This window comes from Microbacterium sp. LWH11-1.2, assembly GCF_038397745.1.
GTDB lineage: Bacteria > Actinomycetota > Actinomycetes > Actinomycetales > Microbacteriaceae > Microbacterium.
In genome coordinates this window covers 226,226-249,539 of sequence record NZ_CP151636.1, presented here as the reverse complement: position 1 = coordinate 249,539, position 23,314 = coordinate 226,226, and the positions used below count along the sequence as shown (strand labels likewise).

At 66.7% G+C, this 23,314-nt stretch carries 23 protein-coding genes; 8 read left to right on the top strand and 15 right to left on the bottom strand.

Annotated features, from left to right (window positions below; genetic code table 11):
* The first annotated feature begins 812 nt into the window (after nt 1-812).
* Both MRBLWH11_RS01170 and MRBLWH11_RS01165 read left to right on the top strand, forming a co-directional pair.
* Nucleotides 813-1,532, top strand: a complete 720-nt coding sequence (locus MRBLWH11_RS01170) for a hypothetical protein (protein WP_341946396.1) — start codon at nt 813-815, stop codon at nt 1,530-1,532.
* A 47-nt stretch (nt 1,533-1,579) separates the two neighbouring features.
* A complete protein-coding gene (locus MRBLWH11_RS01165; RefSeq protein WP_341946395.1) occupies nt 1,580-2,926 on the top strand; it encodes a hypothetical protein in 1,347 nt (448 codons plus the stop codon).
* Nucleotides 2,927-3,141: 215 nt separating this feature from the next.
* Here the strand turns inward: MRBLWH11_RS01165 and MRBLWH11_RS01160 are convergent, their stop codons facing one another.
* The 12 genes from MRBLWH11_RS01160 to MRBLWH11_RS01105 all read right to left on the bottom strand — a co-directional run bounded on the left by MRBLWH11_RS01160 (nt 3,142) and on the right by MRBLWH11_RS01105 (nt 14,571).
* Nucleotides 3,142-3,846, bottom strand: coding sequence for a DUF3800 domain-containing protein (locus MRBLWH11_RS01160; protein ID WP_341946394.1), 705 nt, complete (start codon nt 3,844-3,846; stop codon nt 3,142-3,144).
* 107 nt (nt 3,847-3,953) lie between these two features.
* Complete coding sequence (locus tag MRBLWH11_RS01155) at nt 3,954-4,400, bottom strand: single-stranded DNA-binding protein (RefSeq protein WP_341946393.1); 447 nt, start codon at nt 4,398-4,400, stop codon at nt 3,954-3,956.
* Nucleotides 4,397-4,915 carry a hypothetical protein gene (locus MRBLWH11_RS01150; RefSeq protein ID WP_341946392.1) on the bottom strand — a complete coding sequence of 173 codons (519 nt, stop codon included), beginning with the start codon at nt 4,913-4,915 and terminating at the stop codon, nt 4,397-4,399. Before MRBLWH11_RS01150 ends, MRBLWH11_RS01155 begins: the two co-directional genes overlap by 4 nt.
* On the bottom strand, nt 4,912-5,304 hold the full coding sequence (locus MRBLWH11_RS01145) for a hypothetical protein (RefSeq protein ID WP_341946391.1): 393 nt from the start codon (nt 5,302-5,304) through the stop codon (nt 4,912-4,914). Before MRBLWH11_RS01145 ends, MRBLWH11_RS01150 begins: the two co-directional genes overlap by 4 nt.
* Nucleotides 5,301-7,139 (bottom strand): TraM recognition domain-containing protein, encoded by a 1,839-nt coding sequence (locus MRBLWH11_RS01140; protein ID WP_341946390.1) that lies wholly within the window; start codon nt 7,137-7,139, stop codon nt 5,301-5,303. The genes MRBLWH11_RS01145 and MRBLWH11_RS01140 overlap by 4 nt, the downstream gene beginning before the upstream one ends.
* Before the next feature lie 18 nt (nt 7,140-7,157).
* Complete coding sequence (locus tag MRBLWH11_RS01135) at nt 7,158-8,387, bottom strand: ParA family protein (RefSeq protein WP_341946389.1); 1,230 nt, start codon at nt 8,385-8,387, stop codon at nt 7,158-7,160.
* Nucleotides 8,384-9,964, bottom strand: a complete 1,581-nt coding sequence (locus MRBLWH11_RS01130; RefSeq protein WP_341946388.1) for a hypothetical protein — start codon at nt 9,962-9,964, stop codon at nt 8,384-8,386. Before MRBLWH11_RS01130 ends, MRBLWH11_RS01135 begins: the two co-directional genes overlap by 4 nt.
* Nucleotides 9,964-11,457, bottom strand: coding sequence for an SCO6880 family protein (locus MRBLWH11_RS01125; RefSeq protein ID WP_341940339.1), 1,494 nt, complete (start codon nt 11,455-11,457; stop codon nt 9,964-9,966). The genes MRBLWH11_RS01130 and MRBLWH11_RS01125 overlap by 1 nt, the downstream gene beginning before the upstream one ends.
* The gene (locus tag MRBLWH11_RS01120) at nt 11,454-12,914 is read right to left on the bottom strand and encodes a hypothetical protein (protein WP_341940338.1); all 1,461 of its coding nucleotides are present in this window, start codon (nt 12,912-12,914) and stop codon (nt 11,454-11,456) included. The genes MRBLWH11_RS01125 and MRBLWH11_RS01120 overlap by 4 nt, the downstream gene beginning before the upstream one ends.
* On the bottom strand, nt 12,914-13,201 hold the full coding sequence (locus tag MRBLWH11_RS01115) for a hypothetical protein (protein WP_341940337.1): 288 nt from the start codon (nt 13,199-13,201) through the stop codon (nt 12,914-12,916). The genes MRBLWH11_RS01120 and MRBLWH11_RS01115 overlap by 1 nt, the downstream gene beginning before the upstream one ends.
* Nucleotides 13,202-13,217: 16 nt before the next feature.
* Nucleotides 13,218-13,835 carry a M23 family metallopeptidase gene (locus tag MRBLWH11_RS01110; RefSeq protein ID WP_341940336.1) on the bottom strand — a complete coding sequence of 206 codons (618 nt, stop codon included), beginning with the start codon at nt 13,833-13,835 and terminating at the stop codon, nt 13,218-13,220.
* 1 nt (nt 13,836) lies between these two features.
* Entirely contained in the window at nt 13,837-14,571 is a 735-nt protein-coding gene (locus MRBLWH11_RS01105) for a hypothetical protein (RefSeq protein WP_341940335.1), read from the bottom strand.
* A 280-nt stretch (nt 14,572-14,851) separates the two neighbouring features.
* On the opposite strand from MRBLWH11_RS01105, the gene MRBLWH11_RS01100 reads away from it, so the two are divergent.
* Both MRBLWH11_RS01100 and MRBLWH11_RS01095 read left to right on the top strand, forming a co-directional pair.
* Complete coding sequence (locus MRBLWH11_RS01100) at nt 14,852-15,169, top strand: hypothetical protein (protein WP_341940334.1); 318 nt, start codon at nt 14,852-14,854, stop codon at nt 15,167-15,169.
* 971 nt (nt 15,170-16,140) lie between these two features.
* A complete protein-coding gene (locus MRBLWH11_RS01095; RefSeq protein ID WP_341946387.1) occupies nt 16,141-16,308 on the top strand; it encodes a hypothetical protein in 168 nt (55 codons plus the stop codon).
* A gap of 535 nt (nt 16,309-16,843) precedes the next feature.
* Here the strand turns inward: MRBLWH11_RS01095 and MRBLWH11_RS01090 are convergent.
* Together MRBLWH11_RS01090 and MRBLWH11_RS01085 are read right to left on the bottom strand one after the other, a co-directional pair.
* Nucleotides 16,844-18,022, bottom strand: a complete 1,179-nt coding sequence (locus tag MRBLWH11_RS01090; RefSeq protein ID WP_341940332.1) for a 4-hydroxybenzoate 3-monooxygenase — start codon at nt 18,020-18,022, stop codon at nt 16,844-16,846.
* 96 nt (nt 18,023-18,118) lie between these two features.
* Nucleotides 18,119-18,865, bottom strand: a complete 747-nt coding sequence (locus MRBLWH11_RS01085) for an IclR family transcriptional regulator (protein WP_341940331.1) — start codon at nt 18,863-18,865, stop codon at nt 18,119-18,121.
* 60 nt (nt 18,866-18,925) lie between these two features.
* Between MRBLWH11_RS01085 and MRBLWH11_RS01080 the strand changes: the two genes are divergently transcribed.
* Nucleotides 18,926-19,585, top strand: coding sequence for a hypothetical protein (locus tag MRBLWH11_RS01080; RefSeq protein WP_341940330.1), 660 nt, complete (start codon nt 18,926-18,928; stop codon nt 19,583-19,585).
* On the opposite strand, the gene MRBLWH11_RS01075 is transcribed toward MRBLWH11_RS01080, so the two are convergent.
* Complete coding sequence (locus MRBLWH11_RS01075; RefSeq protein WP_341940329.1) at nt 19,582-20,505, bottom strand: LysR family transcriptional regulator; 924 nt, start codon at nt 20,503-20,505, stop codon at nt 19,582-19,584. The genes MRBLWH11_RS01080 and MRBLWH11_RS01075 overlap by 4 nt on opposite strands.
* A gap of 104 nt (nt 20,506-20,609) precedes the next feature.
* On the opposite strand from MRBLWH11_RS01075, the gene MRBLWH11_RS01070 reads away from it, so the two are divergent.
* Genes MRBLWH11_RS01070 through MRBLWH11_RS01060 form a run of 3 tightly spaced genes read left to right on the top strand, consistent with a single transcriptional unit; the run spans nt 20,610 to nt 23,312 of the window.
* Nucleotides 20,610-21,641 (top strand): amidohydrolase family protein, encoded by a 1,032-nt coding sequence (locus MRBLWH11_RS01070; protein WP_341940328.1) that lies wholly within the window; start codon nt 20,610-20,612, stop codon nt 21,639-21,641.
* A gap of 11 nt (nt 21,642-21,652) precedes the next feature.
* Nucleotides 21,653-22,345, top strand: coding sequence for a 4-carboxy-4-hydroxy-2-oxoadipate aldolase/oxaloacetate decarboxylase (gene ligK / locus MRBLWH11_RS01065; protein WP_341940327.1), 693 nt, complete (start codon nt 21,653-21,655; stop codon nt 22,343-22,345).
* A 1-nt stretch (nt 22,346) separates the two neighbouring features.
* A complete protein-coding gene (locus MRBLWH11_RS01060) occupies nt 22,347-23,312 on the top strand; it encodes an amidohydrolase family protein (RefSeq protein WP_341946386.1) in 966 nt (321 codons plus the stop codon).
* Nucleotides 23,313-23,314: the final 2 nt, after the last annotated feature.

The window sequence follows — 23,314 nt, the reverse complement described above, 5'->3', positions numbered from 1 at the left end:
GCGTGCGCGGCGGTGTCACCGTCGACGCCGGCGGCACCCGGGATCGAGTTCCGGGCAGGAGGGAACACCTACCGGTACTGGGTGTGGGGCAGCGCTGTCAGGGGCGACGACCGCGAATGAAATTGATCGGAGCGTCGGGAGACCAGGGGTATCACTGCCTGTGCCGAGCGCGACCGATAGCATGTGCGCATGGATTTTCCGGTGGGCGTTTGGGGACACTACGGGTTCCGGTCATCTCCGTACTCGACGTCAGCGTTGCGAGTCGACGATGCCGATGAGAGTCTGCTTGTCGGCCGGGACGATGAACTTGGGCTCGTTCTCCGCGACCTGATGAGCGGCACTCAGATGGTCGCCCTAGAAGGCGATTACGGGGTGGGAAAATCGAGTCTCGCAGCGGTAGCTGCTTCGATGGCATCCAGGTGGCGCCAGGATACGCGAAGCATCGCACCTCTCTTTCTGGCGCCTGGCCGGCCCCTTGAACTAGACGAGAGCGATACAGCCGCATCGCTCGAAAGCGGGCCTATTACCAAGTAGCAGGGTCAATCCTCGCGAACGAAAACCGGCTCGTCAGAGAGGGGCTCAGGCTCCCGCAGATCGGCGAGTTTCGCCGATGGCTTACGACGTCATCCGGTGGCGGGTGGTCAGCAGGCATCGGCGTCAGCTTCCCGAATGTCATCGGTGCCAATCTCTCCGGAGGAAGGAACAAGAGCCCGAACACGAGCCCTGGCTTCAATGAGATCGGCGTTGTAACTCTGATCGATTCCTGGCTGTCGGAGATCTCGACCTCTCCCGCCGGCGGCGGTGTGATTCTGATGCTTGACAATCTCGAAGTCCTTGGCAACTTCCCTAAGGGGGTGCAAGTCTTTGAGTCCCTGCGCGACCGTCTGTTCAAGCGGCAGGGACTTCGATGGATCATCAGTGGAGCCGAAGGTACCGTGCGTGCAGCCCTCAGCACGCCGAAGATGAGCGGCGTCTTCCCCGAGCCGATCGAGATCACCCCTCTGCCACACGATCTTGTATCTCAGGTGATCTTGCGTCGAGAGGAAGCTTTCCGGACGCGAAGCGATGCGAAGCTGCCCGTGTCAGCGACGGCCTTCGAGGATGCATACATAGCGACCGGTCGGAATTTGAGAATGACGCTTGGCCTAGCGGAGCGATTCTCGATGAGGACCGAACCCGGGGACATGGCTTGGATGTCTCCGGAGGCGCGTGACGCGAGGTTCTGGGATTGGCAAGTTCGCGAGGGTGAGAAGGTGATCGAGCAAGTCTCAAGTAAGCTCACGGAGGCTCGTTGGAAAGTCCTCACCACTCTCGTGAAGAGCCTTGATGGCTTCTCCACCTCTGCGAACTTCAGCGATTTCGGATACAAGTCCCTGGGGTCGCTTCAACCTCACGTTCAGGCGCTCTCGCAGCTCGGCCTTGTCGACTATGCGGCAGACGAGACCGACGGCCGCAGGCGGACCATCACTGCCACCGAGCGGGGTCGGCTAGCGGTGGCGACGCGACCACTTCTCGCGTCCGATGAAGAATAGATTTCCGTCGGCGGAACGGAGTCGTCAACCCCCGAAAGAGCTGTAACGTGTCTATCCCTTCGAAAGCCGAGTTCGCTCGACTTGTCGACAACCTCACTCGGGAGCAGTACGAAGACCTAATCACCGTAGTCGCAGCAGCCGATGTGGATATCCCCGGTTGGCGCGACCGAGCCTTGCGATCAGATCCGACCGAACTCGATAGTGACCCGGTATCGTTCTGCGTCTCGTTTGCGGACTGGGAGTCAGCCATCGCGCTCGCGCAGATTTCTCCATGTGAGGTTCCAGGCCACTGGTATGGCGGTATCTGGATCGAAGTCAGAGAATCTCAGCTTCAAGTCATCACCTCGAACAATAAAGACGCCCATAGGGCGGTGATCGACGCCGAGGTCTTCGGATACGGGCGTACTCTGGTCGACGCCCGAGACGTCCGTCTCCTCACGGAAGCGCTTCGGAAGGGGATGCCGGCATCGGTACGGAGGAACGCAACGCTCACCGTCACGACCGAAGATTCGCACCTCCGACTTTCCGCTCATGGCCGTTCCCACCGCGTCGCTACGTTCCGCAGGTCTTCCGATGCTCCAACGGTGCCGCCGACGGCGGAAATCGAAGTGTTGGTGGCCGACGGCCCGGCGCTCGGGCGCGCAATTCTTCACGTCGCGGCGGCGGCGGACGAGAAAGGCAGCGCCGACGTCCTTCGAACCGATCGAATCGGATTCCGCGCGTCGGACGGGTTTCTCACTCTCGATGGAACGGACCGGTATGCGGCGGCTGAGGCGACTATTCCCGCGACGCACGAATCGCAAAGCTTCGATGTGTTCGTCGATTCTTCCTGGCTCAAGCGAGTGGGGAACCTCTTCCGGCCGGGGCCGGCACGGATCGGAGTGACCCAGGAGAACGGTACCGATGTCCTGATGCTCGCAAACGGCACCTGGACGGCCTGGACCACGGGTGTTGGCAGCTGGCGGAAGCGATTCACTCCGCTAGTCGACACCGATCGCACGAGTGTCGTCGTTGCCCGAAGAAACCTGCACCGGTTTCTCACCGAGGCCGATCGGTTGGCAGGGTCAGGAAAGGTAGGAACGAACGACTGGAGAGTGCGTTTCGTGTTTGCTGATGAGACTCTGCACATTTCGTCGTTGGACGACTCAAGCAGTGCTAGAGCGGGGAGCCTTCATCTCCGAGTCGAGCACGAAAGCGGACCTGGTTCGACGTCCGCCTACCTGGATGTGCGGCGAACTCTGAGGGCGTTACGACGGTTCTCGAGCCACAATGTTGCAATTCACTTCGGAGCGGCGGATGTGGCCTACGTGACGAATCCCGGCGCAATCATCGAGCGCCGTCCGGCGTTGCTCTGGGGCATGAGGACTTCGCCCCCTGAAGACCCCGGGGAGTAATCCAGCGTGTCAAGCGAGGGGACGATGTTGGCGTGGCTTCCTGTCGCCGCTGAGATGGGCGTCTCTGCGACAAGGGACTCCGGTCATGGAGTGACTAGGACGCCGCGCAGCTACTTAATTGAATCCATCATGCGCGGACAAACTGGCGTATGATGGTTCTCGCAGACCCCCTCCGTACATGCGGATCAAGGGGGTCTCGCTGTATCTCCGTGCCGTCAGATCTGCTGCGGGCTCCGGCGGAGATCCCGTTCGGCGAGGTGGTCGCGGTACCAGTTCCAGGCGAACTCGTTGCCAGGGTGGCGATCGAGGGAGGCGCAGGCGCTCCAGGCGACGAGATCCGCCATCTGCTCGAGCTGTGAGTGCCGAGAGTCGAGATGGATGGCGTCCTCGATGACTCGCCGCAGGTCGAGCCTGAGGGCACGATGGGTGGAGCGGTAGGTCGGATCCGTGCCGTCGCCGTCCATGAACACCATCGCCAGCGATCTGGAGCGTGAGAGCTCCTGCTCGATGTGCGCGACGAGGGCTGAGTACGCTTCTTGGCGGGTTCGGGCGAGGTCTTGCGGTGCACCATGCCGGAAGACCGAACCGACAGTAAGGCCTTCGGTGCTTCGCAGCGTCTCGAGGCACGCGGTGGCGATCTCTCGGCCGACGTCTTTCCAGTATTCGACGCCGTTGTGGCGGTGCCGATCGGGGAAGCGCTGTGAGATCCGTCCGCGGCCGTTAACGTAGTCGGTCGTGTGCAGCTCCTGCGTTACGGGAATGCCTAATTCGCGCCAGAGCCGCTTGCGCATGTCGAGCCAGGTTCGCAGGATGCCGGCCCATTGGTGCGGGGCGAACTCGACCCATCCGTAGACGACGAGCCCGGACTGCGGGTGCCCGGAGTCGTCGACGTAGATCAGGCGGTCCAGGGTATCGGGCATCATCCTATCCTCGCAGCGCCACGCAGCGCTGCGACGCTCAGCGCTCAGGGTTCCTCTGTCGTGGAAGAGCGGACGGGAGTAACATCACTCCCGTCCGTTCTGGTGGTTCAGCGCGCGACGTCTGCGCCGGCGTACGAGGCCGGTGCTGCTACCGGCCCCGAAGCGTCTGCTGCGGGGCCGTTAGCTTTTGGGGCGCGGCTGATGGTGGCGTCTGCGAACTTGAGTGAGGCGCCGATGGTGTCGGCGAGGATGTCGCGGGTCTCTCGGACCTGCCCGGTCTCCTTGTCGGTGTAGGAGCCGAAGCGGAGGTCGCCGACGACGATCGCCGTGTCGCCCTTGTGGAGCGAGTTGGTGACGTGTCGGGCCTGCTGGTTGAACACGACGACGCGGTGGAACACGGTGCCTGCGTCTTCCCACCGGCCAGTGTCCTCGTTGAGGCGCCGATCGTTGACGGCGAGGGAGAACCGCGTGTATTCGGTGCCGGATTCTCCGGAACCGTGTTCGGGGTCGGCGGTGAGGTTGCCTTCCAACGTCACCGGGATCTTGGTGGTCATTCTTCTTTCCTTTCGTCAGGGGACGGGGTCGTCCCCGGGTGGGCGCGGGCCTGGCTGGCCCACGCGGTCCAATCCTCCTCATCGGTAGCGCCGTCCCAGGTGCGGGGTTTGGTGGGGCGGTGTCCGGTGGAGCATCCGCCGCCGTAGGCGTGGCTGAGGCGGGGCCAGGCGATGGCGAGGCGTTCGTGCCAACCGATGGGGCCGAAGCCGGCGTCGCTGGGATCGAAGGCGGCGAGGTGGGCGGTGTGGAGAGCGGAAAGTTCTTCGACGAGCCTGTCGTGTTTCCACCAGCAGGCGGGGATTACGCTGACTGGGACGTTGTAGCGAACGGTCATCCATTCCACCCAGTCCCGCAATGCTTCCCACCGTTCGGACGCATCGTCGTCGGCGAGCTCATGCCAGTTCGTCACGATCCCGCCGATGGGTGCGGACGTGCCGTAGCGGTTGAGAGGGTCGAGGCCTGCGAGTTCTTGTGCGAGCAGTGCCTCGACGTCCTCACGGTCGCGACTGTTCATGATGCCTCCTCCTGCAGTTGCGGGAGCCGCTGCTGGAGGGCGGTGAGGGCGTGGTCGGATGCTTGCCGGCGGGTGCGGTGGTGGGCGAGGATGATGTCGCGGTCGATGAGCCGGTGCAACAGTTCGTGACAGTACGGGTGCAGGGGCATGAGGTCGACGTCGTCTTCCCAGGCCTGCCAGACGCCGTGCACGATGCCGACGCCTGCGTAGTCGCGGTGATGCAGTTCGAGGTGGTCGGCGGTGTCGGCGATGCCGCACGCGGCACACGGGACGCGGCCGGCGCGGGTGTGCTGGCGGAACCAGCGGTCGCGGCGGGCGTGCCAGGCGGGGGAGCGGAGGAACTCCTGCCGGTAGAGGTTCTTCAGGCCGGTGCGGCGCTGGTTGCTCATTCGTCTCTCACCGCCTCCGAGACATCCTCCGCCGCGACGGGTTCCTCCGGGCCGTTCACCGCGTCGCGGTGGTGGATGTCGTGGAAGACGCTGCGTTGTTCGGCTTCGGTCTGCTGCTTCCCGCGGGTGACGTCGGCGGCGTCGCGGCGCTCGTCCCAGCCAGCGAGGTCCAGGAGCACGCCGCGGCGGTTGCGGTAGGCGAGCAGCCCCAGGGTCTCCGGCATCCGGCGGATCTCGTCAGCGGACATCAACGGCAGCCGATCCTGCCGTTCGGCGGTGTGGTGCCCAGCTTGGTTCGTGTCCCAGGATCGCTCTGTGCGGCGGGCATCTCTCGTGCCGAGGAGCGTCTCGATGTCGCGGAGGTGGGCGACATGACTGGCGCCGCCGAGGAGGACTTTCGCGGTTGCGGCGGCCCAGATCGTGTCCGCTTCGGCGCGCGACCAGGCCGTCTCGGCCTGGGAGAGGGCTTGCAGGACGACGAAGGTGCAGATTCCGCGTCCGCCGCCGTCCGCCATCACCCGGGGGAGCCCGCCCCAGCGGAACATGTTCACGATCTCGTCGAGGATCAACCCGAGCGGCCGGGTGAGCCTGGAGCCGGGGGATGAGAGAGCGCGGGCACGGGCGACTTCGACGATGTCGTCGAGGAGCGAGCCGAGGAATCCTCCCATCGCGGCGGCGCCGGAGGAAGAGCCAAGGAGGTAGAGAGTGTTCGCGTCGTCGAGGAACGCGCGGGCGTCGAAGATGTTGTCGCCGGGACGAGGCATGAGTGCGTCGCGGATCTGAGGGACGGCGAGGGGCGCGACGGCACCTTGGACACCGAACCAGATGGAGGAGACGAGTTTCTCGTCCCCGCTGATCGTCGCCTCCAAGTTGTCGCCCCACCCGGGGGCGCCATCGGAGCGGAGGATGTCGACCGCGGTACGGGCAAGGGCGGGGCTGGAACCCCAGTCATAGACGTCTTCGATGGTCCGCTCGCCGACAGCGGCTGCGTGCAAGAGCCGGCCGAGGACGACTCCGGAGGCGTGCGCCCATTCCCCGTTCGTTGTCGACGCGCCCAGCGCGGTGCCGGTGATGATCGCTGTGCCGCGTTGCATCGCAACCAGGGGGTCTTCGCAGCCGGGGAGTGGGCTGACTTTTAGCGGGTGGCGGATGCCGGAGAGGCCTTGCGGGTCGAAGACGTGCACGGCGCCGCGGCGGGTGCGGGGTCGCATGGTCGCGGTGAGGTTGTCGTTCGTCGTGGAGGTAGTGATGAGGGGCCCGGACCAATCGAGGATCGCGGAGATCAGCACCCGGTACCCCTTGCCGGAGCGAGGTGGGCCTTCGAGGGCGACGGAGTCTTCGATCGACACGTACACGTCGCGGCCGCGGGAGCGCCCGACCCGCCACCCCACGTCCGCCGGCTGCGGGTGCTCGAGGTCCGGGCGCAGCTGCGCGGCGCGTCGCAGGACGGCCGCCGAGGATAGGTGCTGGCGGATCTCGGAGGCAGGGGCGAACCCGGGACGGGAGCGCAGGTCGGCGATGAACGCCCGATCCGATTCCCGGTACCACCGGTACCCGATCACCCCACCCGCGATGACCGCAAGCACCAGGAGCACGGCGACGAGATCCAGAACCCGGATGGCGGTGACAGGTATCGCGCAGCCGGCCAGTGCCGCATACCCACCGGGGTCGCCGGTGACAGCGAGGGCGATGCCGGCGAATATGCTGGCCGGCGCAGGGCGGGCGCCGCAGACGGTGTGCGTCACCGCCTCGGCGACGATCGCGAACAGGAGGCTGAGCAGGAAGATCGCGGCGAGGACCCCCGCGACACCCTTTCCGGCCCACCGGTTGTTCATGATCGGCTCCCGTTCTGCTCAGTCGAGTCCGATGGCGGCGTTGGCGGCGACGAGGATCCACGCGTCGCGGGTGCGGGTGCGGAGGGCATCGAAGCGCAGGGCGCCGCTTTTGAGGGCGGGGTCGAAGGGGATGACTCCTACTACCCGCACTTGCCCGGCGAACGCGTGGGCGATCCGTACTGATTCTCGCCGGGAGCCGGGTTCGGGTTGGGTGACGACGACGACCGCGTTCGCGGCGAGGTCGGCAGAGTGCTCATCGCGGTTCTTCAGGGCTTCGAGGAGGAGCGCGGCGGATTCGGCAGAGTCGGCGGACGGGAGAGTGGGGATGATCAGCTGGTGGGAGTAGTCGATCATCCGCAGCCACCGGTCGGCGGATTCGTCATTGCCGGAATCGAAGATCACGAGACGGTAGTAGTGCGTCGCGACGCGGGTCAGTAGGTCGAACTCGGCAGTCGCTATGCGCTGGTCGGCGGCGAGCAGTTCGGGGTTGGAGCGAAGGACGTCGTACCGGTCGGCGGGCTGGTGGTGCACGAACCGGGCGATGTCTGACACCGATGCCGCGGGATCGAGGAGCTCGGGGGCCGCGGGTAGCAGGTCGCGGATGGTGGTGTCGTAGAGGCCGTGTTCGGTGCGCCAGCCGAGTGTGCCGCGGGTGTCGTTGTTGTCCCAGGCGAGCACGCTACCGCCACCGTAGCGGGCGAACACGGCGGAGATCATCGCGGTCGACATGGTCTTCCCGATTCCACCTTTCCCGTTCACGACCGCGAGCAGACGGGAACCCGCCCAGTGCCGGGAGACGCACGCCACCGCGTCCCGCTTCAGCTTCTGCATCGGTGACTCGGACACGCGAATGCCTGCGCGGGCGGCGACTGCTCGCCATCCGGTCGACGGGGTGTCCGTCCGCGTGGTGTCGATGAATGAGCGGCGTGCGGTGGCGGGTTCAGCAGGATCACCGGTCGCGGAGGCTGCGGAAGCGGCGTGCTCTTCGGGTGCTTCCCTGGATGGGGCGGGCGAGATGTCGCCCGCAGCGGTGACGAGGAGGCGGTGATCGCCGCGGTCTCCGCAGGTGACGAGCTCGAGCGTCATCCCGCTGCGGATCGCTTCGGCGGCGGCACGCTGCACGACGAGGTGGCGGATGTCCTCACCAGGGGCAGCGGTGATCGGCTCGCGGTGCCCGTCAGTTGAGGTGAATGTCGCCGTGGCGCCGGTGACGGTCGCATAGGCGCGGGGTGTGGTGCCGATGCTCATGTCAGCTCCTTGTCCGTGGTGAGCCACCCATCGACGGCGGTGTCGGTCGGCCAGGCGACGTCGATATCGCGGAGATCCAGGTCCGCGAAGGGCCTGGTATAGGGGTCGTCGAGTTCGAGGGCGTCGTCGGTCTGGAACAGGTCGTATTCCCAGTCGGTGGAGGTGCTGAACGCGTCGACGAGATACGGGTACTGGCCGACATAGGCGAGAAAGACGCCTTTGCGGAGCTGGCGGGCCATGGCGACGTGCGCGGTCGGGATGCTGAGGCGTCGCTGGAGGGCGTCGCCTTCTTGCTGGTTGACGCGGAAGATGAATTTGTTCTCGATGTCTCCGATGATCGAGTAGGCGAGGTTGCGTTCTTGGGAGTCGGCGTCGCCGACGGCATCGACGTCGCCTATCTTGTGCAGGATGACGATGTTGCTGATGCCGTAGTGGCGGGATAGCTTCAACCATTGCTGGTACATAAACAGGGATGAGATGGAGGTCATGTCTCGCCAGCCTTCTTCGCGGATGACGTATCGGGTGCGGCGGGCGGTGCGGTCGGAGATCACGGCCTGGATCCAGGCGGTGGTGCAGATCTGCGACATCTGTGCGACGAGGTCGCCGCGGGCGAACAGTTCGGAGGTGTCGACGACGACGATCGGCGCGTCCTGGTCGAACACGACGGTGGACTCGTCTTCGAACAGACCGGAGAGGTCGCCGTCGACGAAGCGGCGCAGCACGTAGCTGGGCTGCACGGCACCGTCGGCGAGGTGCCGGTCGGCGGTGGTGTCTCCGGCGAGGGCGGTGAGGTCGGCGTAGACGCCGCGCAGTGTCGGAGTGTCGTCGGTGCGGCGGATGCAGCGGGTGAGGGCTTCGTGGAGGGCTGCGTGTTCGACGGCGGTGAGGCGGGTACCGGGGAGGGCGGCTTCGACGAGGGAGGTGAGGACGGTGACGCGGCGCTGTTTCACCATGAGCTCGTGCTGGCTGTCGCTGACCCCGGTGCGCCGAGGACCCCGATCCAGCGGGTTCAGGCGCGTGTCGAGCGCCCCGCCGAGTCGGATCACGTTCCCGCCCGGGATCGCCTCGGCCATTGTGACCCATTCGCCTTTGGGGTCGGAGGGGACCACGGCCTGGTGCCCGAAGGGCAACGAGCGGGTGACGAGGGTCTTGATGATGGCGCTCTTGCCGGCGCGGTATGCGCCGAGGACGAGGATGTTGGTGGAGAACGTGCCCCGGTCGGTGCTGTCTGCGTAGGTCTCCCAGGGGGAGAAGTGCCAGAGTGCGTCCGCGTTGAGGTCGACGCCGAGTATCGGTCCCTTGTGGCCGAGGCCGGCGTCGGCGACGAACGGGTAGATCCCGGCGAGGTGCTGCGATGTCGCCTGGTGCGGCGGGATCGTCGCCGCCGCGAGGTTCCAGTACCCGGACTGGGTGAGCCCCGGGCCGAACGGGCCCGGCACCGCGGCCTCCGGCAACGCGAGCTCGCGCCGCGACCGTGCAGGCGGCCGGTCGGGTGGGGCGGCGGTGGTGCGGCGCAGTGTGCGCCGTTCCCGGCGCGACAATTCGGAGGGTTCGAAGAGGATGCGGTGGCGGGTCATCAGCTCATCCCCAATCCGAGGGGCAAGGCGTTGACCAGGAGCGCTTCGGCCTGCTGACAGTAGAGGACCTGCGCTTCCATCTCTGCCTGCACGAGCGCGTTGCGCATCCCGGCGACGGCTTGATCGAGTTGTTCTTCGTCGCGGGCGCTGATGGTCAGGTAGGCGCCGTACCGGAACTCGCCGTTCCCGGCGACGAGCTCTTCTTCCTCTTTCTCGAGCGCGTCCCAGTCGGCCTTGTCGGCGGCGGATCCGTCCGCGCCGCGTCGGGCGCGCATGCGCTCGTTACCGCGCCAGATCTTCTTGTCATCGCGGACCCGCTTCAACGCCCGCTTCAACGGCACCGGGGTGAGGACGATCGAGAAGATGTGTGTGACGGCTTCCCCGGTGTGCGGGTGGCGGGCGAACACGATCGGCGACACGAAACCGACGTAGGCGTCTGAGCGCGGCCATTCGTGAATCCACAGGGTGGTGTGCACGCCGGAGTCGGTGCGGACGAGGTGGTTGGATCCGCGGGGTTCTTCCAAATACATCGGGCCGATCGCGGCCGGATCGACCCCGGCGTGGTCGTCGTCGCGATTCTGGATGTGGGATGCGGACTCCGGGTCGAATGCGACCCTCGCGAGCGCCGCGATCTGCCGCGGCGAGAGCCAGGCGCGGACTTTGATGCTCGCCGCGGTGAGCGCATCAGCGAGGGTCCGGGTTTCCATGAACGCGAGGGTCTGCGCTCCGGTCTTCCCTCCGCCGAGCGCTTTGACTTGGGCGCCGAGGGCGAAAAGATCGAGGCTGAAGGTGAGGTAGTTGCGGTGGGCTACGGCGAACCGCTCCGAGTCGTCCATGACTTGCTCGTAGTTGACGGCCACAGGTGAACTTCGATCCTGCCCGCGGTGCTCGACGACCGCGTCGTAGTGCGTGCGGGCGGCGCGGATCGTGGTCGGCAGGGTGCGCTCCTGCAGCGTGACGCGTTTCATCCCCGGCCGTTGGGTGAAGGAGGCGAGCACCCGTGACCACTGCTCGGCCAGGTCCAGCCGTTCCGGGATGTCGTGCATGAGGAACCCCTGCACCTCGAGCTCGGCGGTGACCGATACCGTGCGGCGGCGCGGGTCATACACACAGGCGACCCCGTCGACGTCCCACAGTTGCACGGATGCTCGGGTGCCGGGGAGATTGAGGGTGCCGGCGAGCTGGATCCGCTCAGGACGGAATGTCTGCGTCGTCGCACCGGCGACGTGCCGGACCTGCTTCATCAGCCACAAGCCGGCCATCTTCGGCGCGGACAGGCCGTGCACGGTCACCACCGCCGTCAGCGCCAAGGGCACATATACAGGTGCGGCGTACAGCAGCCCGAAGGGTCCGAAGCGGTTGATGAACACGAGGATCACGAGGGCAGCGGCTGTGACGAATCCGAGCTGCCAGGGGTCCATGCCCAGCACGATTCCCTGACGGGACCGCCCAGGTAGCCGTACCGGCCGGTCTGGGGAAGCTTCAGCGGTCATTGCCTGCTCCTTTCCGGTCGCGGCGGAGATGCCGGTGATGTTGAGGATGGTGGGGGAGGCGGTGCCGAGGTGGCTTGGCTGCGTGGCGGTGTCGAGCCCGACGTGGATCTGGGTGGCGGTGTGGAGGCGGGCTTCCGCGGACCCCCCGGTCCGCCCGTCCCGGTGCGGGGCGTGGTCGGTGTCGAGCGTGCGGGGCCGCGGGGGACGCCGGCGGGGTGCGCACCGAGCCGGGAAGGCATGCGGGCGGCGGAGCGGGCGGCGTTCGATCCGGCGCGGGCGGCGTGGCCGCCTATCCTCGATCCGATGCGGTCCGCGGCGACGCCGCCGAGGAACGTGAACAGCCCGAACACCGCGAACGGCGCGAACGCCGCGAGCACGAGCCCGATGAGGAGCGGCCAGGCCTGCGGGTCCCAGATCGTCTCCACCTCGGCGAGCCCGTTGACGATGAGGGTGAGGAACCCGATCGTCAGCGGCCCGGCGAGCAGCAGCGACACGACAGCGGACACATACCGGACCACCCATTGCGGGCCGATCGTGCGCAGCGGAAACAGCATCCAGGCGACGGGTCCCGCGGTGACCAATGCGGCCAGGGCGATGTTGCGGAACGTGAACACGAGGACGAGCAGCAGCATCGACAACAGCAGGAGCCCGTGGATGAGGAACGCGAAGAAGTAGTTCGCCTCCCCGCCCGCCCAGGTTACCTTCTGCAGAGTCGTGAACAACGTCGCCGGCCCGTCCCGGTTCAGGATGTACCAGGTGAGGTCATCGACAGCGTTCAGAAGGTGACCGGTCATCCACAGCGTCAGCGGCACCGCGGGAATCGCGAGGAACGTGCGCACCACGGCGCTGACCAGCTCGTCGCGTTCGCCGGAGATGACCGCGGCGGCGACGGACCAGGCCATGGCGGCAAACGTGATCACGAGGACCGCCCACTGCCAGAACGACCACTCGGTCGCCGCAGCGGTCCACAGCACCGTACTGGTGTCGAAGCGCAGGCTCGACGCGACGAGCAGCATCGCGGTTGTGGAGGCGATCGCCATCCCGCGGCCGGCGTTCTCGAACGTCGTACACACGACATCGCCGACGCTGCAGCCGTATTTCACGATCAAGTTCTTCCCTCCCGCTTGCTGCAGCGCGGCGGCGTGGCCTTCATATGTCGTACACACCGTTGTGGACGCGCCGTTCATTAACACGTCGACAAAGCACTGCTGAGGCTTCACCTCGCTCGCGGTCGTCGGTGTGCAGGCGACCTGTCCGGAGGAGTACCGGCAGAACACGGGATACGCCGGCGATGACCAGCTCTCGCCCTCCACGACGATCAGAGGTTCGCCCGGCCCTGCCTCTACCGACATCGACCGCGGAGTCGATTCGGTCGTGGCCGATGCGGGTGCGAGCGCGCAAAGCATTGAGAGGAGTCCGAGAAGAGCTCCGATCAGGACGGTGCGCGCAGTGGACATCAGAAGCCGAAGTCGAAGTTCACGAACCAGCCGAACAGTCCGTTCGCCGCTCCCAGAATGGCGGCGGCGATGAAGATGCGGGTGATGTTGTCGCCCGCCCAGGACTGCACCTTGTGGGTGGCCATGTTGGGGAAGGCGAGGGCGGCGCCGGCGATGACCAACATGATGAACACGGCCAGCATCGCGCCGGCCAGCACATAGGAGGCGAGGACTTGCAGTCCACCGAAGAACGGGGCGGAGAAGTCCGGATTGATCGGGGGGACGTCGACGTCGAACGGCAGTATCACGATGAACTCCTTGTTCTCATCTGAGCGGCAGGCCAAGAGCGGCCATGAAAGGTTCCGGGTCGATCGCGACACCGGCCCTACGGACCTCGAAATGCAGATGGCATCCGAACGATTGCCCGGTGTCTCCCTCCGCGCCCAACGGGGTTCCGGCGGCCACGTCGTCGCCGATCTCGACCCGGAGCGAATCCCACAGCATGTGGCCGTACAGGGTCTGGATGCCGTCGCCGTGGTCGATCATCACGGCGTTCCCCCACCCAAAGTAGGAGCCGGCGACGACGACCGTCCCGGGACCGGCCGCGTAGACGGTGCTCTTGCACGCCTGCGACATGTCATAGCCTTTGTGATTCGTGGAGCAGTAACTGCAGCCCGATACCGGGTTGTATCCGAACCCCCGCCCGGTGCTGTACGCACCCTTCAGCGGGTACCCCCACTGACCGTTGACCGCCGGACCGTCCGTCGTCCCAGTCGACGTCCCCGTCACAACGAGCGACCCCGACGCGGCGAACGGGATCACTGCGAGTGGCGCAAGCACGAGCAACATGAGCAACACGCCGGCCGCGAGAACCGCGGTCACGATCCGGCTCGCGGTCCTCGACTTCGCGAGGGCCGCAGCGGCCAGGACCGGGATGCCCATGTCAGGGCTCCATCGGCTCCGCAAAGAACCGGACGACCTTGCAATCCCCCGACTGCTGCGCGCTTCCGGGCGCCGGGACGGACCCCTCACCGCAGAGCACCTGCACGCTGACCCGCACCCGGTCCTCGTAGCCGTACTCGGCCCCATCGCCATCGACACGGGTGTAGGAGAGGGCCACGTCGGCCGTGCCGATCCGCATGTCGCCTGACGGATCCTCGGACACCGCAACATCCTCAATCGCGCCGGTGAGCGCCGCAACCACCCGCCCCTTCGCAGAGGCGAGGGAATCCCAGTCCGCTTCCGTGAGCACCACAGATTGCCGGAGTTCGAGCAGCGCAGCATCCAATGCTGAGTCACGGTCAGGCTCGGACGTGTACCGGGTATCTGGTGTGAACCAGGTTTCGAGATACGCAAGCCATTCTTCCCGCGAGCTCAGTTGTGTGTCGAACGTCGATGCCGCCTCGAGGGCCCGCTGGATGTAGAAGTTGGCGTCCGTCGTGATCGGCTCGGGCACCCAGCCCTTGTCGGTGACGCTGGGATCCACCACGGCACCGGGAACCACCGTCGGTAGGGCCGAAGGGGAGTCGGGAGGCTCGGGGGATGCGGACGGACTAGGAATCGGGGTCTGCTGGTTCAGGAGCGCGCCGAAGATGATGGCGATGATACCCGCGGCTAGGATGACCGCGCCGATCCATGCCCACGCGATACCGCGCTTGCCGTTCCGCTCCCTGGCCACGATGGTCAGCCCTCCCGAAGCTCCAGGACGGCGACGATGCGCGGGCTGCACTGGTCCGGCATACGCCGCAGTGACCCAGTGGACAATACTCCGGTCAGATCGCCCCGTCTATAGGCCTTTTGGGGGAAACGCGCCACGGCTTCCCGCTGGTTCGCGGGGCTGTATAGCTGCGATGCCTTAATCATGAAGTGAACGGTACACCCACTCACTTCGGAAGTAAATGGGTAAATAGTTCGGTCTGCATCTGGATCGCGTGGATTATAGGGACGACAATGGAGCCATGCCCAAGTACGCCCGACCTGCCGATGGCGAAGCTGCCGAGAGCCTCCTCGCGATCCTCGGCAACCGGGCCAAGACCAGCATCATCCGGCAGCTACGCAAGACCCCGGACGTGGGGCGCAAGGACCTCGTCGAGGCGCTGCAGCTGCCGGCATCGACGATCATCCCGTACCTCGGCGAACTCGAAAGCGTAGGTCTCCTGTTCGCAGACCCCCCGCGCGGGGAGCGCAAGCGGGGCGAGTGGGTCGTCTACCGCGTCAACGACGAAGCCGTCACCGAGATGTATCTCCGACTCGGGCAGGAGATCGGAGAAATTTAGACTCGCAACGGCTCGCAACCTCGTTGCACTACGCATAGCGCAACCTCGTAGTGCGCCTCTCAATAACTCACAGGTGGGTCAGCGTATAACGCGCCAAGATGGGTTCATAGCCACAGTTTTACCGCGATCCTTCGCCGTTGTCGGTGTCGGCATTCTCAGGATGCGCTTTCCGCCCGGGGTAGCGACCAGTGCGCGTCGCACACGACCGGCTGGCGTCTCCGTAACGCACGCATTCGCAGCGTGGATGTGTGGCAGGGTCGGTTGCGGGTCAGCAGAGAAGGAAGCGCATGGAGACGTGAGAGCATGCATGGGGGCACGGCCGGCGGTCGCCGGGGCGCACCCTGCTTGCGGGTTGCGGGAAGCTCGGATTGCGACTCGGTGAGCGGCTGGTCGCAGACGGACACGAGGTGCTCGCGCTCCGTCGAACGGCGGGGCCGCTTCCTTCCGGTTTCCGATCGATCACTCAAGATCTGCGTGCCGCCCCGCCGCGCGACCTTCCCAGTTGTGAGTCGGTCGTCGTCAGCCTGCCTCCGGACTCGGAGGACAGAGCCGACGGTGACGTCTACGCAGCGGCGCTCGCCAACCTTGCCGGAGGGCTGTCGTCGCGCCCGTCACGCGTGATCTTCGTCTCTTCGACTCGGGTACTCGAAGGGTGGCAGGGCCTCGCCCGCTCACCGAATCGGACGCGCCAGTCCTAGCCGGCAGTCGGTCACGAGCTCTCTTGGAGGGAGAGCAGCTTGCGTCTCGGCTGTTCGGAGCATGCATCGTCCGCCCAGCGGGCATCTATGGGCCGGGCCGGGACTCCGTGATCCGTCGCGTCCGCGCGCACGCCCCGGTCGACTACTCCAGACGCACGAATCGCATCCACGAGGACGATCTCGTCGGGCTCTTGTACACGATGCTCCGAGCCGAGAACGCGCCCCCCGCTTGTCCATGCGGTCGATCGAGAGCCCATCGCGATGGGCGAAGTCGTGACCTTCATCGCTGAAAGCCTCGGCATAGAGCCCCCGCCGCACGCCGAGGGCGAGAGCGGTGGTGGAACGGTGCTCCACGGCAATCTGATGCACGACTTCGTCGGTGCACTCCGCTACCCATCGTTCCGGGAAGGGTACGCACAGATGCTCAGCGGATCCGTCTGAAGTCCTGCCTCGAGGGCTGCACCACTAGATATCCGAGCCTTGGCATGAGCGGAGCATCGTCTCCGTGATCTCCTCGCCGACATGGGCCCTGCCACGACATGAACCGGGATGGTGAGGGCAGGCTCGATCGCCAGAACGCGGATGTCGTCGTACGCATGTTCTGCCTCGTAGCCGAAGATCGGGGGCCACATCGGGATCGGATGCGTCGCCATCTCGGCGAACGTCGACTCCACCCCGGTGAAGGGGATACCGTGGATCAAGCCCTGGCCCGAAGCGACCAGAGCACCGCTCAGAAGGTCGTGGAGGGCCGGACTCTGCTCGCGCTCGACAAGCGCGACAGGTGTTGCACCGTGCTCGGCGATGCTGACCTCCGATCGGTGGGTTCCAGAGCGTCGGAGTCCGCACCCGCCCGCATATGGTCGCCAAGTCGAGCCGGAGCTCAGCATCGCCGTACGCGCTCGCGGGCCCGTCATAACCGGTGTGAGCGGATGTCCGGCACGTTTTGCGGCGCGCATGATCGCCGTCGGGGCCGCGATCAGGACGCCGGCCATCCTGTGTACGCCTCGGCGAGGTAGGCGCGCCCCGCCTCGGAGTCGACGACTGAGCGGAGCTCGCCGAGTTGGCGGCGGCGATCGAATCCGTCGGCATCCGTCGCGGTGTGGAGCATGCTCGTCATCCACCATGAGAAATGCTGCGCCTTCCAGATGCGCTGGAGCGCCCGCTCCGCGTAGCCGTCGATGAGGCTCTCGTCGCGCCGCCCGAGGAACGACGTCAGAGCCTCGGCAAGGAGCACCACGTCGGCGACGGCGAGGTTCATGCCCTTCGCTCCGGTGGGAGGCACGGTGTGCGCAGCGTCGCCGACGAGGGCCACACGTCCGCGCCGCAGCTCGCTCGCGACGAAGCTCCGGAAACGCAGCACGTCTCGCTGGAAGATGCGCCCCTCCTGCAGGGTGGTGCCGGGGACGCGGGACTGCAGCGTGCTCCAGATCTCGGCATCACTGAGAGCCTGGGCGTCGGCGTCCGGAGCGCATTGGAAGTACATGCGCTGCACGAGCGGGCTGCGCTGGCTGATCAGCGCGAAACCATTGTCGGAGTTGCTGTAGATCAGCTCGTCTGCGCTCGGCGGCGCCTCGCAGAGGATGCCGAACCACGCGAAGGGGTACTCGCGGAAGTAGCCGTTTGTCGTCCCGCCCGTGACCGCCGGGCGCACGACCGAGCGGGAGCCGTCGGCCCCGACCACGAAGTCGGCGTCGATCTCGACCGCGGACCCGTCCGCATCGGTCGCGATGAGGCGTGGTGCGTCGGTCCCAGCTCCCTCGATGCGCGTCGCCGTGACGCCTAGTCGAAGATCCTGACCTGCGTGCACGCGCAGTTCGAGCAGATCCTTGAGAACCTCGTGCTGCGGGTAGAGCCAGACGCTGCGACCGACAAGGCCGGGGAAGTCGATGCGATGCCCCTCGCCCTGGAAGCGCAGCTCGATCCCGTCGTGGCGATGACCCACGGTGTGCACACGGGTGCCGGGGTCGATGCGGGTCAGCAGGTCGACGGTGCCCTGCTCGAGGATGCCGGCCCGGATGGTCGACTCGATCTCCTCGCGTGAGCGCTGGTCGATCACGACCGAGTCGATCCCGCCCTCGGCGAGGAGATGGGACAGGATGAGGCCGGCCGGCCCGGCTCCGACGATCGCGACGCGGGTTCGGATCGAGGTGATCATGGTGTCTCCTTCGACGGCGGCGCCGGTGCGTCCGCTCTGCCGATCAGTGTGCGCGACCACCTGCCGCGCGCACCGAAGAATCCCATTGAATGAGATCTAGCCGGGGTGCAGGTCTTTCTCGATGGCTGCCGCTGCGTTTTTCAGGACCGCCACGGCGGGGTCGCTCCGGGAATCGCGGGGCAGCACGACGGAAAGGGCGGCCACCACTTGACCGCGCTCCCGCACTGGCACCGCGACGCCGGTCGACACGGCCTCGATTGATCCCACCGCGATCACGACCCCCTGGCGGCGGACCGTCGCGAGCACGCCGCGCAGCACCGACGGATCGGTGATCGTCTCACGTGACACGGCGCGCAGGGGGCCCCGGAGCACACGCTCACGGAGCTCAGGGGCAGCGAAGGCGAGGAGGACGAGTCCCGAAGACGATGCGTGCAGGGGGAGGCGTCCCGCGATCCGGGTGATGTTGGCGCCGGCGTCCGGATGAGACAGCCGTTCGAGGAACAGCGCCTCCTCCTGCTCCAGCACGGCGAGCTGGGTGTGCTCGCGGATCATGTCCTGCAGGCGCTCCATGTGCGGCAGTGCGACCTGACGCAGCCGGAGCGCGTGCGATCCGCGCAGCGCGAGCTCCCACAGCCTCATGCCCAGCCGCACCCGCATCTCCTCATCGCGCTCGAGCAGCCCGGCCGCGATGAGATCTCCCACGATGCGGTGCGCGGTCGCCGGCGGCAGATTCGCACGACGCGCGATCTGCGTCGCCGTCTGCGTCGTCCGGTCGGCCGCGAACGTGTCGAGGACCCGCACGATGCGATCCGTCATCGAGTCGCCGGAGGGGGAGTTCGCCATTCCGGCAGTCTTGCACGCCTCCCGTGTCGCTCGGCGACCTGTGAGCGGTAGCCTCGGTGCATGACCGCTCCCGTGCTCGCGTCTTCGACGCCCTGGATGCCAGCGGACGTCGACTCGATCGCGGGCCTGCTCGGCGGGGTGCCCGTACGCTGGTGGCTCTCCGGTGGAGCCGCGCTCGATCGCTGGCTGGGGCGTGAGATCCGGACGCGCCCGAACACCGATGTGAGCGTCGCCGCCGTCGACCTGTCCGCGCTCGTCGATGCCCTGCCTGCGCGAGTCACCGCGTGGACGCTCTCCGACGTCGAGGGGTGCGTCGTCCCGCTCGACACGGCGCCTGCCGACGCCGATCCGCACCCCGTGCTGCTCCAGGACGAGGAACGCGGAGTCTGGGTGCTGCAGGTCAATGTCGAGGACGGCTCCCCCCGCGCCTGGGTTTACAAGCGAGATCCGCGGCTGTCCCTGCCGTGGGATCGGGCCGTGCTCGACCTCGACGGCGTGCCGACCGGCGCCCCCGAGGTCCAGCTCGTGTGGAAGGCCCTCCGTCCGCGCCCGGAGGACGAGGTCGACAAGGATGCCGTGATCGCGACCCTCGACGACGAGGCGCGCTCCTGGTACGAGGGTGCGATCCTCTCGATCCATCCGCATTCGACGTGGTCGATCCGCATTCGCAGCCCGTTCGCCCCGGCGAAGGCGAGCTGGAACCGCACGATGCACTCCTAGTCGCGCGTCTCTCTCGCCGCGTGGTACTCCTCGGTGCTGACGGCATCGTGCACGAGGCCGCGGAACCACCGCTGCGCCGGCGAGAGCGCGGCCCCGCGGCGGGTGTAGAGCGAGACCGGTGTGCTCTGCGCGGGCCAGGGGAGGTCGCTGATAGCCAGGCCGTCGAACCACCCGCAGAAGACCTCCGCGACATGGCGGGGCAGGAGCACGACGAGGTCGGTCGTCTGCACCACCGACGGCACCGTGGCGTACTCCTCGACGGTGAGCACGACCTGCGGCATGAGACCGTGCTCGATGAGGGCCTGATGCGGGAACACGTGTCCGCCCCGAGCCGACACGCGCACGAAGTGCCGGCCGTCGAACATGTCCGGTGCGGTCGGAGGCAGCGGATGAGCCGTAGAGGAGAGCGCGACGTACTCGACAGCACGGACGTGCGTGCGCCACAGCCGGGGGCTGCCGATCATTGACACCGTCATCGCGAGATCGATGCTTCCTCGGGTGAGGCCGTCCTCCACCTGGTCGGCGTCGAGTCTCTCGACCGTGATGCGGGGGCGGGCGTCCTCGCGCGTCAGTGCCGCCATGATCGGGGGGAGGAAGGTCTGCTCGCCGATCGACGTGAGCCCCAAGGCGAGCGCTCCGGTGAAGCCGGTCGGCTCGAAGTCGGCGTCGGAGTCGACTGTCGAGTCGATCTGGGCGAGCGCTTCGTGCAGCGGCCCGAACAGAGCTGTGGCGCGGGCGGTGGGCACCATGTCGTGCCCCTCGCGCCGGAAGAGGTCGTCGCCGAATCGCTCGCGCAGCCGTCGCAGCGTATAACTCACGGTGGGCTGGGTGACGTGCAGCCTCTCGGCCGTTCCCGTCACGCTGCGCAACTCGTAGAGCACGACGAACGTGCGCAACTGGTTCAGATCGACGGTTCCCACGAATAGATGCTATCGATACAAGGCTTCTCCATCATCTATTGGACTGCAGATCATGACCGCCCTACCGTCGGAGGAAAGCCCTCCAGCGACAAGGACGCCCCGCGGTGATCATCGACATCCACGGCCATTACACGACCGCCCCTACCGCGCTGGGGGCGTGGCGCGAGCTGCAGATAACCTTCGCCGAGAGAGAGGGCGAGGCTCCGGATCCCGCCGCTCTCCGGATCACCGATGACGAGATCCGCGAGACGATCCAGGCGAATCAGCTGCGCCTCATGAACGACCGCGGGAGCGACATCACCGTCTTCAGCCCTCGTGCCTCATTCATGGCGCACCATATCGGCGACCTCGCCGTGAGCGAGACCTGGGCCCGCATCTGCAACGACCTCGTCGCCAGGGTCGCCCAGCTCTTCCCCGACCGGTTCCTTCCCGGCGCGATGCTGCCGCAGTCGCCCGGCGTCGACCCCCGCACGACCGTCGCCGAACTCACCCGTGCTGTCGAGGATCTCGGCGCGGTCACCGTCAACATCAACCCCGACCCGTCGGGAGGGAGATGGTCGGCGCCAGCGCTGACCGATCGCTCCTGGTACCCGGTCTACGAGAAGCTCGTGGAGTACGAGATCCCGGCGATGGTGCATGTGAGCACCACCTGTCGGCCAGACGTGTTCCACACCACGGGTGACCACTACCTCGGTGCCGACACCACCGCGGTGATGCAGCTCATCAGGGGCGACCTGTTCCGCGACTTCCCCGACCTCAAGCTCGTCATCCCTCATGGCGGAGGTGCGGTCCCGTACCACTGGGGTCGCTTCCGCGGGCTCGCGATGGCGCTGGGCAAGCCCGAGCTCGAGGAGCACCTGTTGGACAACGTCTTCTTCGACACGTGTGTCTACCACCAGCCGGGCATCGACCTCCTGACGCAGGTGGTCCCCGCGCGCAACATCCTCTTCGCGAGCGAGATGATCGGCGCGGTACGCGACACGGATCCGCGCACCGGCCACCATTTCGACGACACCAAGCGGTACGTCGACGCGACCCCGAACCTCACCGACGTCGAACGCTTCGCGGTCTTCGAGGGCAACGCGCGCCGCGTGTACCCGCGCCTCGACCGTGCCCTGACCGCACGCGGGCTGTGAAAGGAATCACCATGCGACTCAACGACCTCGGCATCGTCCGCACCCGTATCGAGCGCCCCGACCCCGACGACGTCGCCAGGCTGTCGGAGTTCGGCGTCGCGACCATCCACGAGGCCATGGGCCGAGTGGGGCTCATGCGTCCCTACATCCGCCCCGCATACCACGGCGCGACGCTGTGCGGTCCGGCCGTCACCGTGCTGTTGCAGCCGGGCGACAACTGGATGTTCCACGTCGCAGCGGAGCAGGTGCAAGAGGGAGACGTGATCGTCGCGGGCTGCACGACTGAGAGCGAGGACGGCTTCTTCGGCGAGCTGCTGGCGACCTCGCTCACCGCCCGCGGCTGCAAGGGCCTCGTGATCGATGGCGGTGTGCGTGACGTCGCCGACCTCGAGCGCATGGACTTCCCGGTCTTCTCGCGCGCGATCAACTCCAAGGGCACGGTCAAGGCGACGCTCGGCTCGGTCAACGTGCCGGTCGTCGCGGCCAACGCGCTCGTGAACCCCGGCGACGTGGTCGTCGCCGACGTCGACGGGGTGGTCGTCGTGCCGCGCGCGCTCGTCGGGGCAGTGGCAGACGCGAGCCGTGCACGTGAGGACAACGAAGAGTCGAAGCGCCGACAGTTCCGCGAGGGCGTCCTCGGTCTCGATCTCTACGGGATGCGCGCTCCGCTCGCGACAGCCGGCCTGGAGTACGTGGAGGACTGAGATGGCGCACGACGACACTACACACGGAGAGACGACGGGCGGGTTCGACAAGACTCCAGGATGGCTCGACTGGTACGACGGGCCCTCTGCTCCGCGCTTCCGGATGCCGGACGGCGCGGTCGACGCGCACTGCCATGTCTTCGGCCCGGGAGCCGAGTTCCCGTACGCGCCCGAGCGCAAGTACACCCCGTGCGACGCGTCCGCCGACCAGCTCTTCGCGCTGCGCGACCGGCTCGGCTTCGACCGCAACGTGATCGTGCAGGCGACGTGCCATGGCGCCGACAACAGCGCCCTTGTCGATGCGCTGCTTCGCAGTGAGGGGCGCGCGCGTGGCGTCGCAACCGCCCGCCGCGACGTGTCCGACGAGCAGCTCGCGGAGCTGCATGAGGCGGGTGTGCGCGGAGTGCGCTTCAACTTCGTCAAGCGGCTCGTCGACCGGGTTCCCACCGACGCCCTCGAGGACATCGTCGCGAAGATCGCCCCTCTCGGCTGGCACGTCGTCATCTACTTCGAGGCCGAAGACCTTCCCGAGCTCTACAACTTCTTCTCCCGCATCCCGACGGACATCGTCGTCGACCACATGGGGCGCCCGGATGTCTCGAAGGACCCGGATGGGCCCGAGTTCGAGCTCTTCCTCCGCTTCCTGCGCGAGAACGACAACGTGTGGACCAAGGTGTCGTGCCCAGAGCGGCTCAGCATCAGCGGTCCGCGCGCTCTCGACGGCGAGCAGCACGCGTACACAGACGTCGTGCCGTTCGCCCGACGCGTGGTCGAGGAGTTCCCCGATCGTGTGCTCTGGGGCACCGACTGGCCCCATCCCAACCTCAAGGACCACATGCCCGACGACGGGCTGCTGGTCGACTACATCCCGCAGATCGCGACGACCCCCGAGCTCCAGCGGAGGCTCCTGGTCGACAACCCGCGCCGTCTCTACTGGGGCGAGTCCGCGAGCGACGAAGGAGCATGACC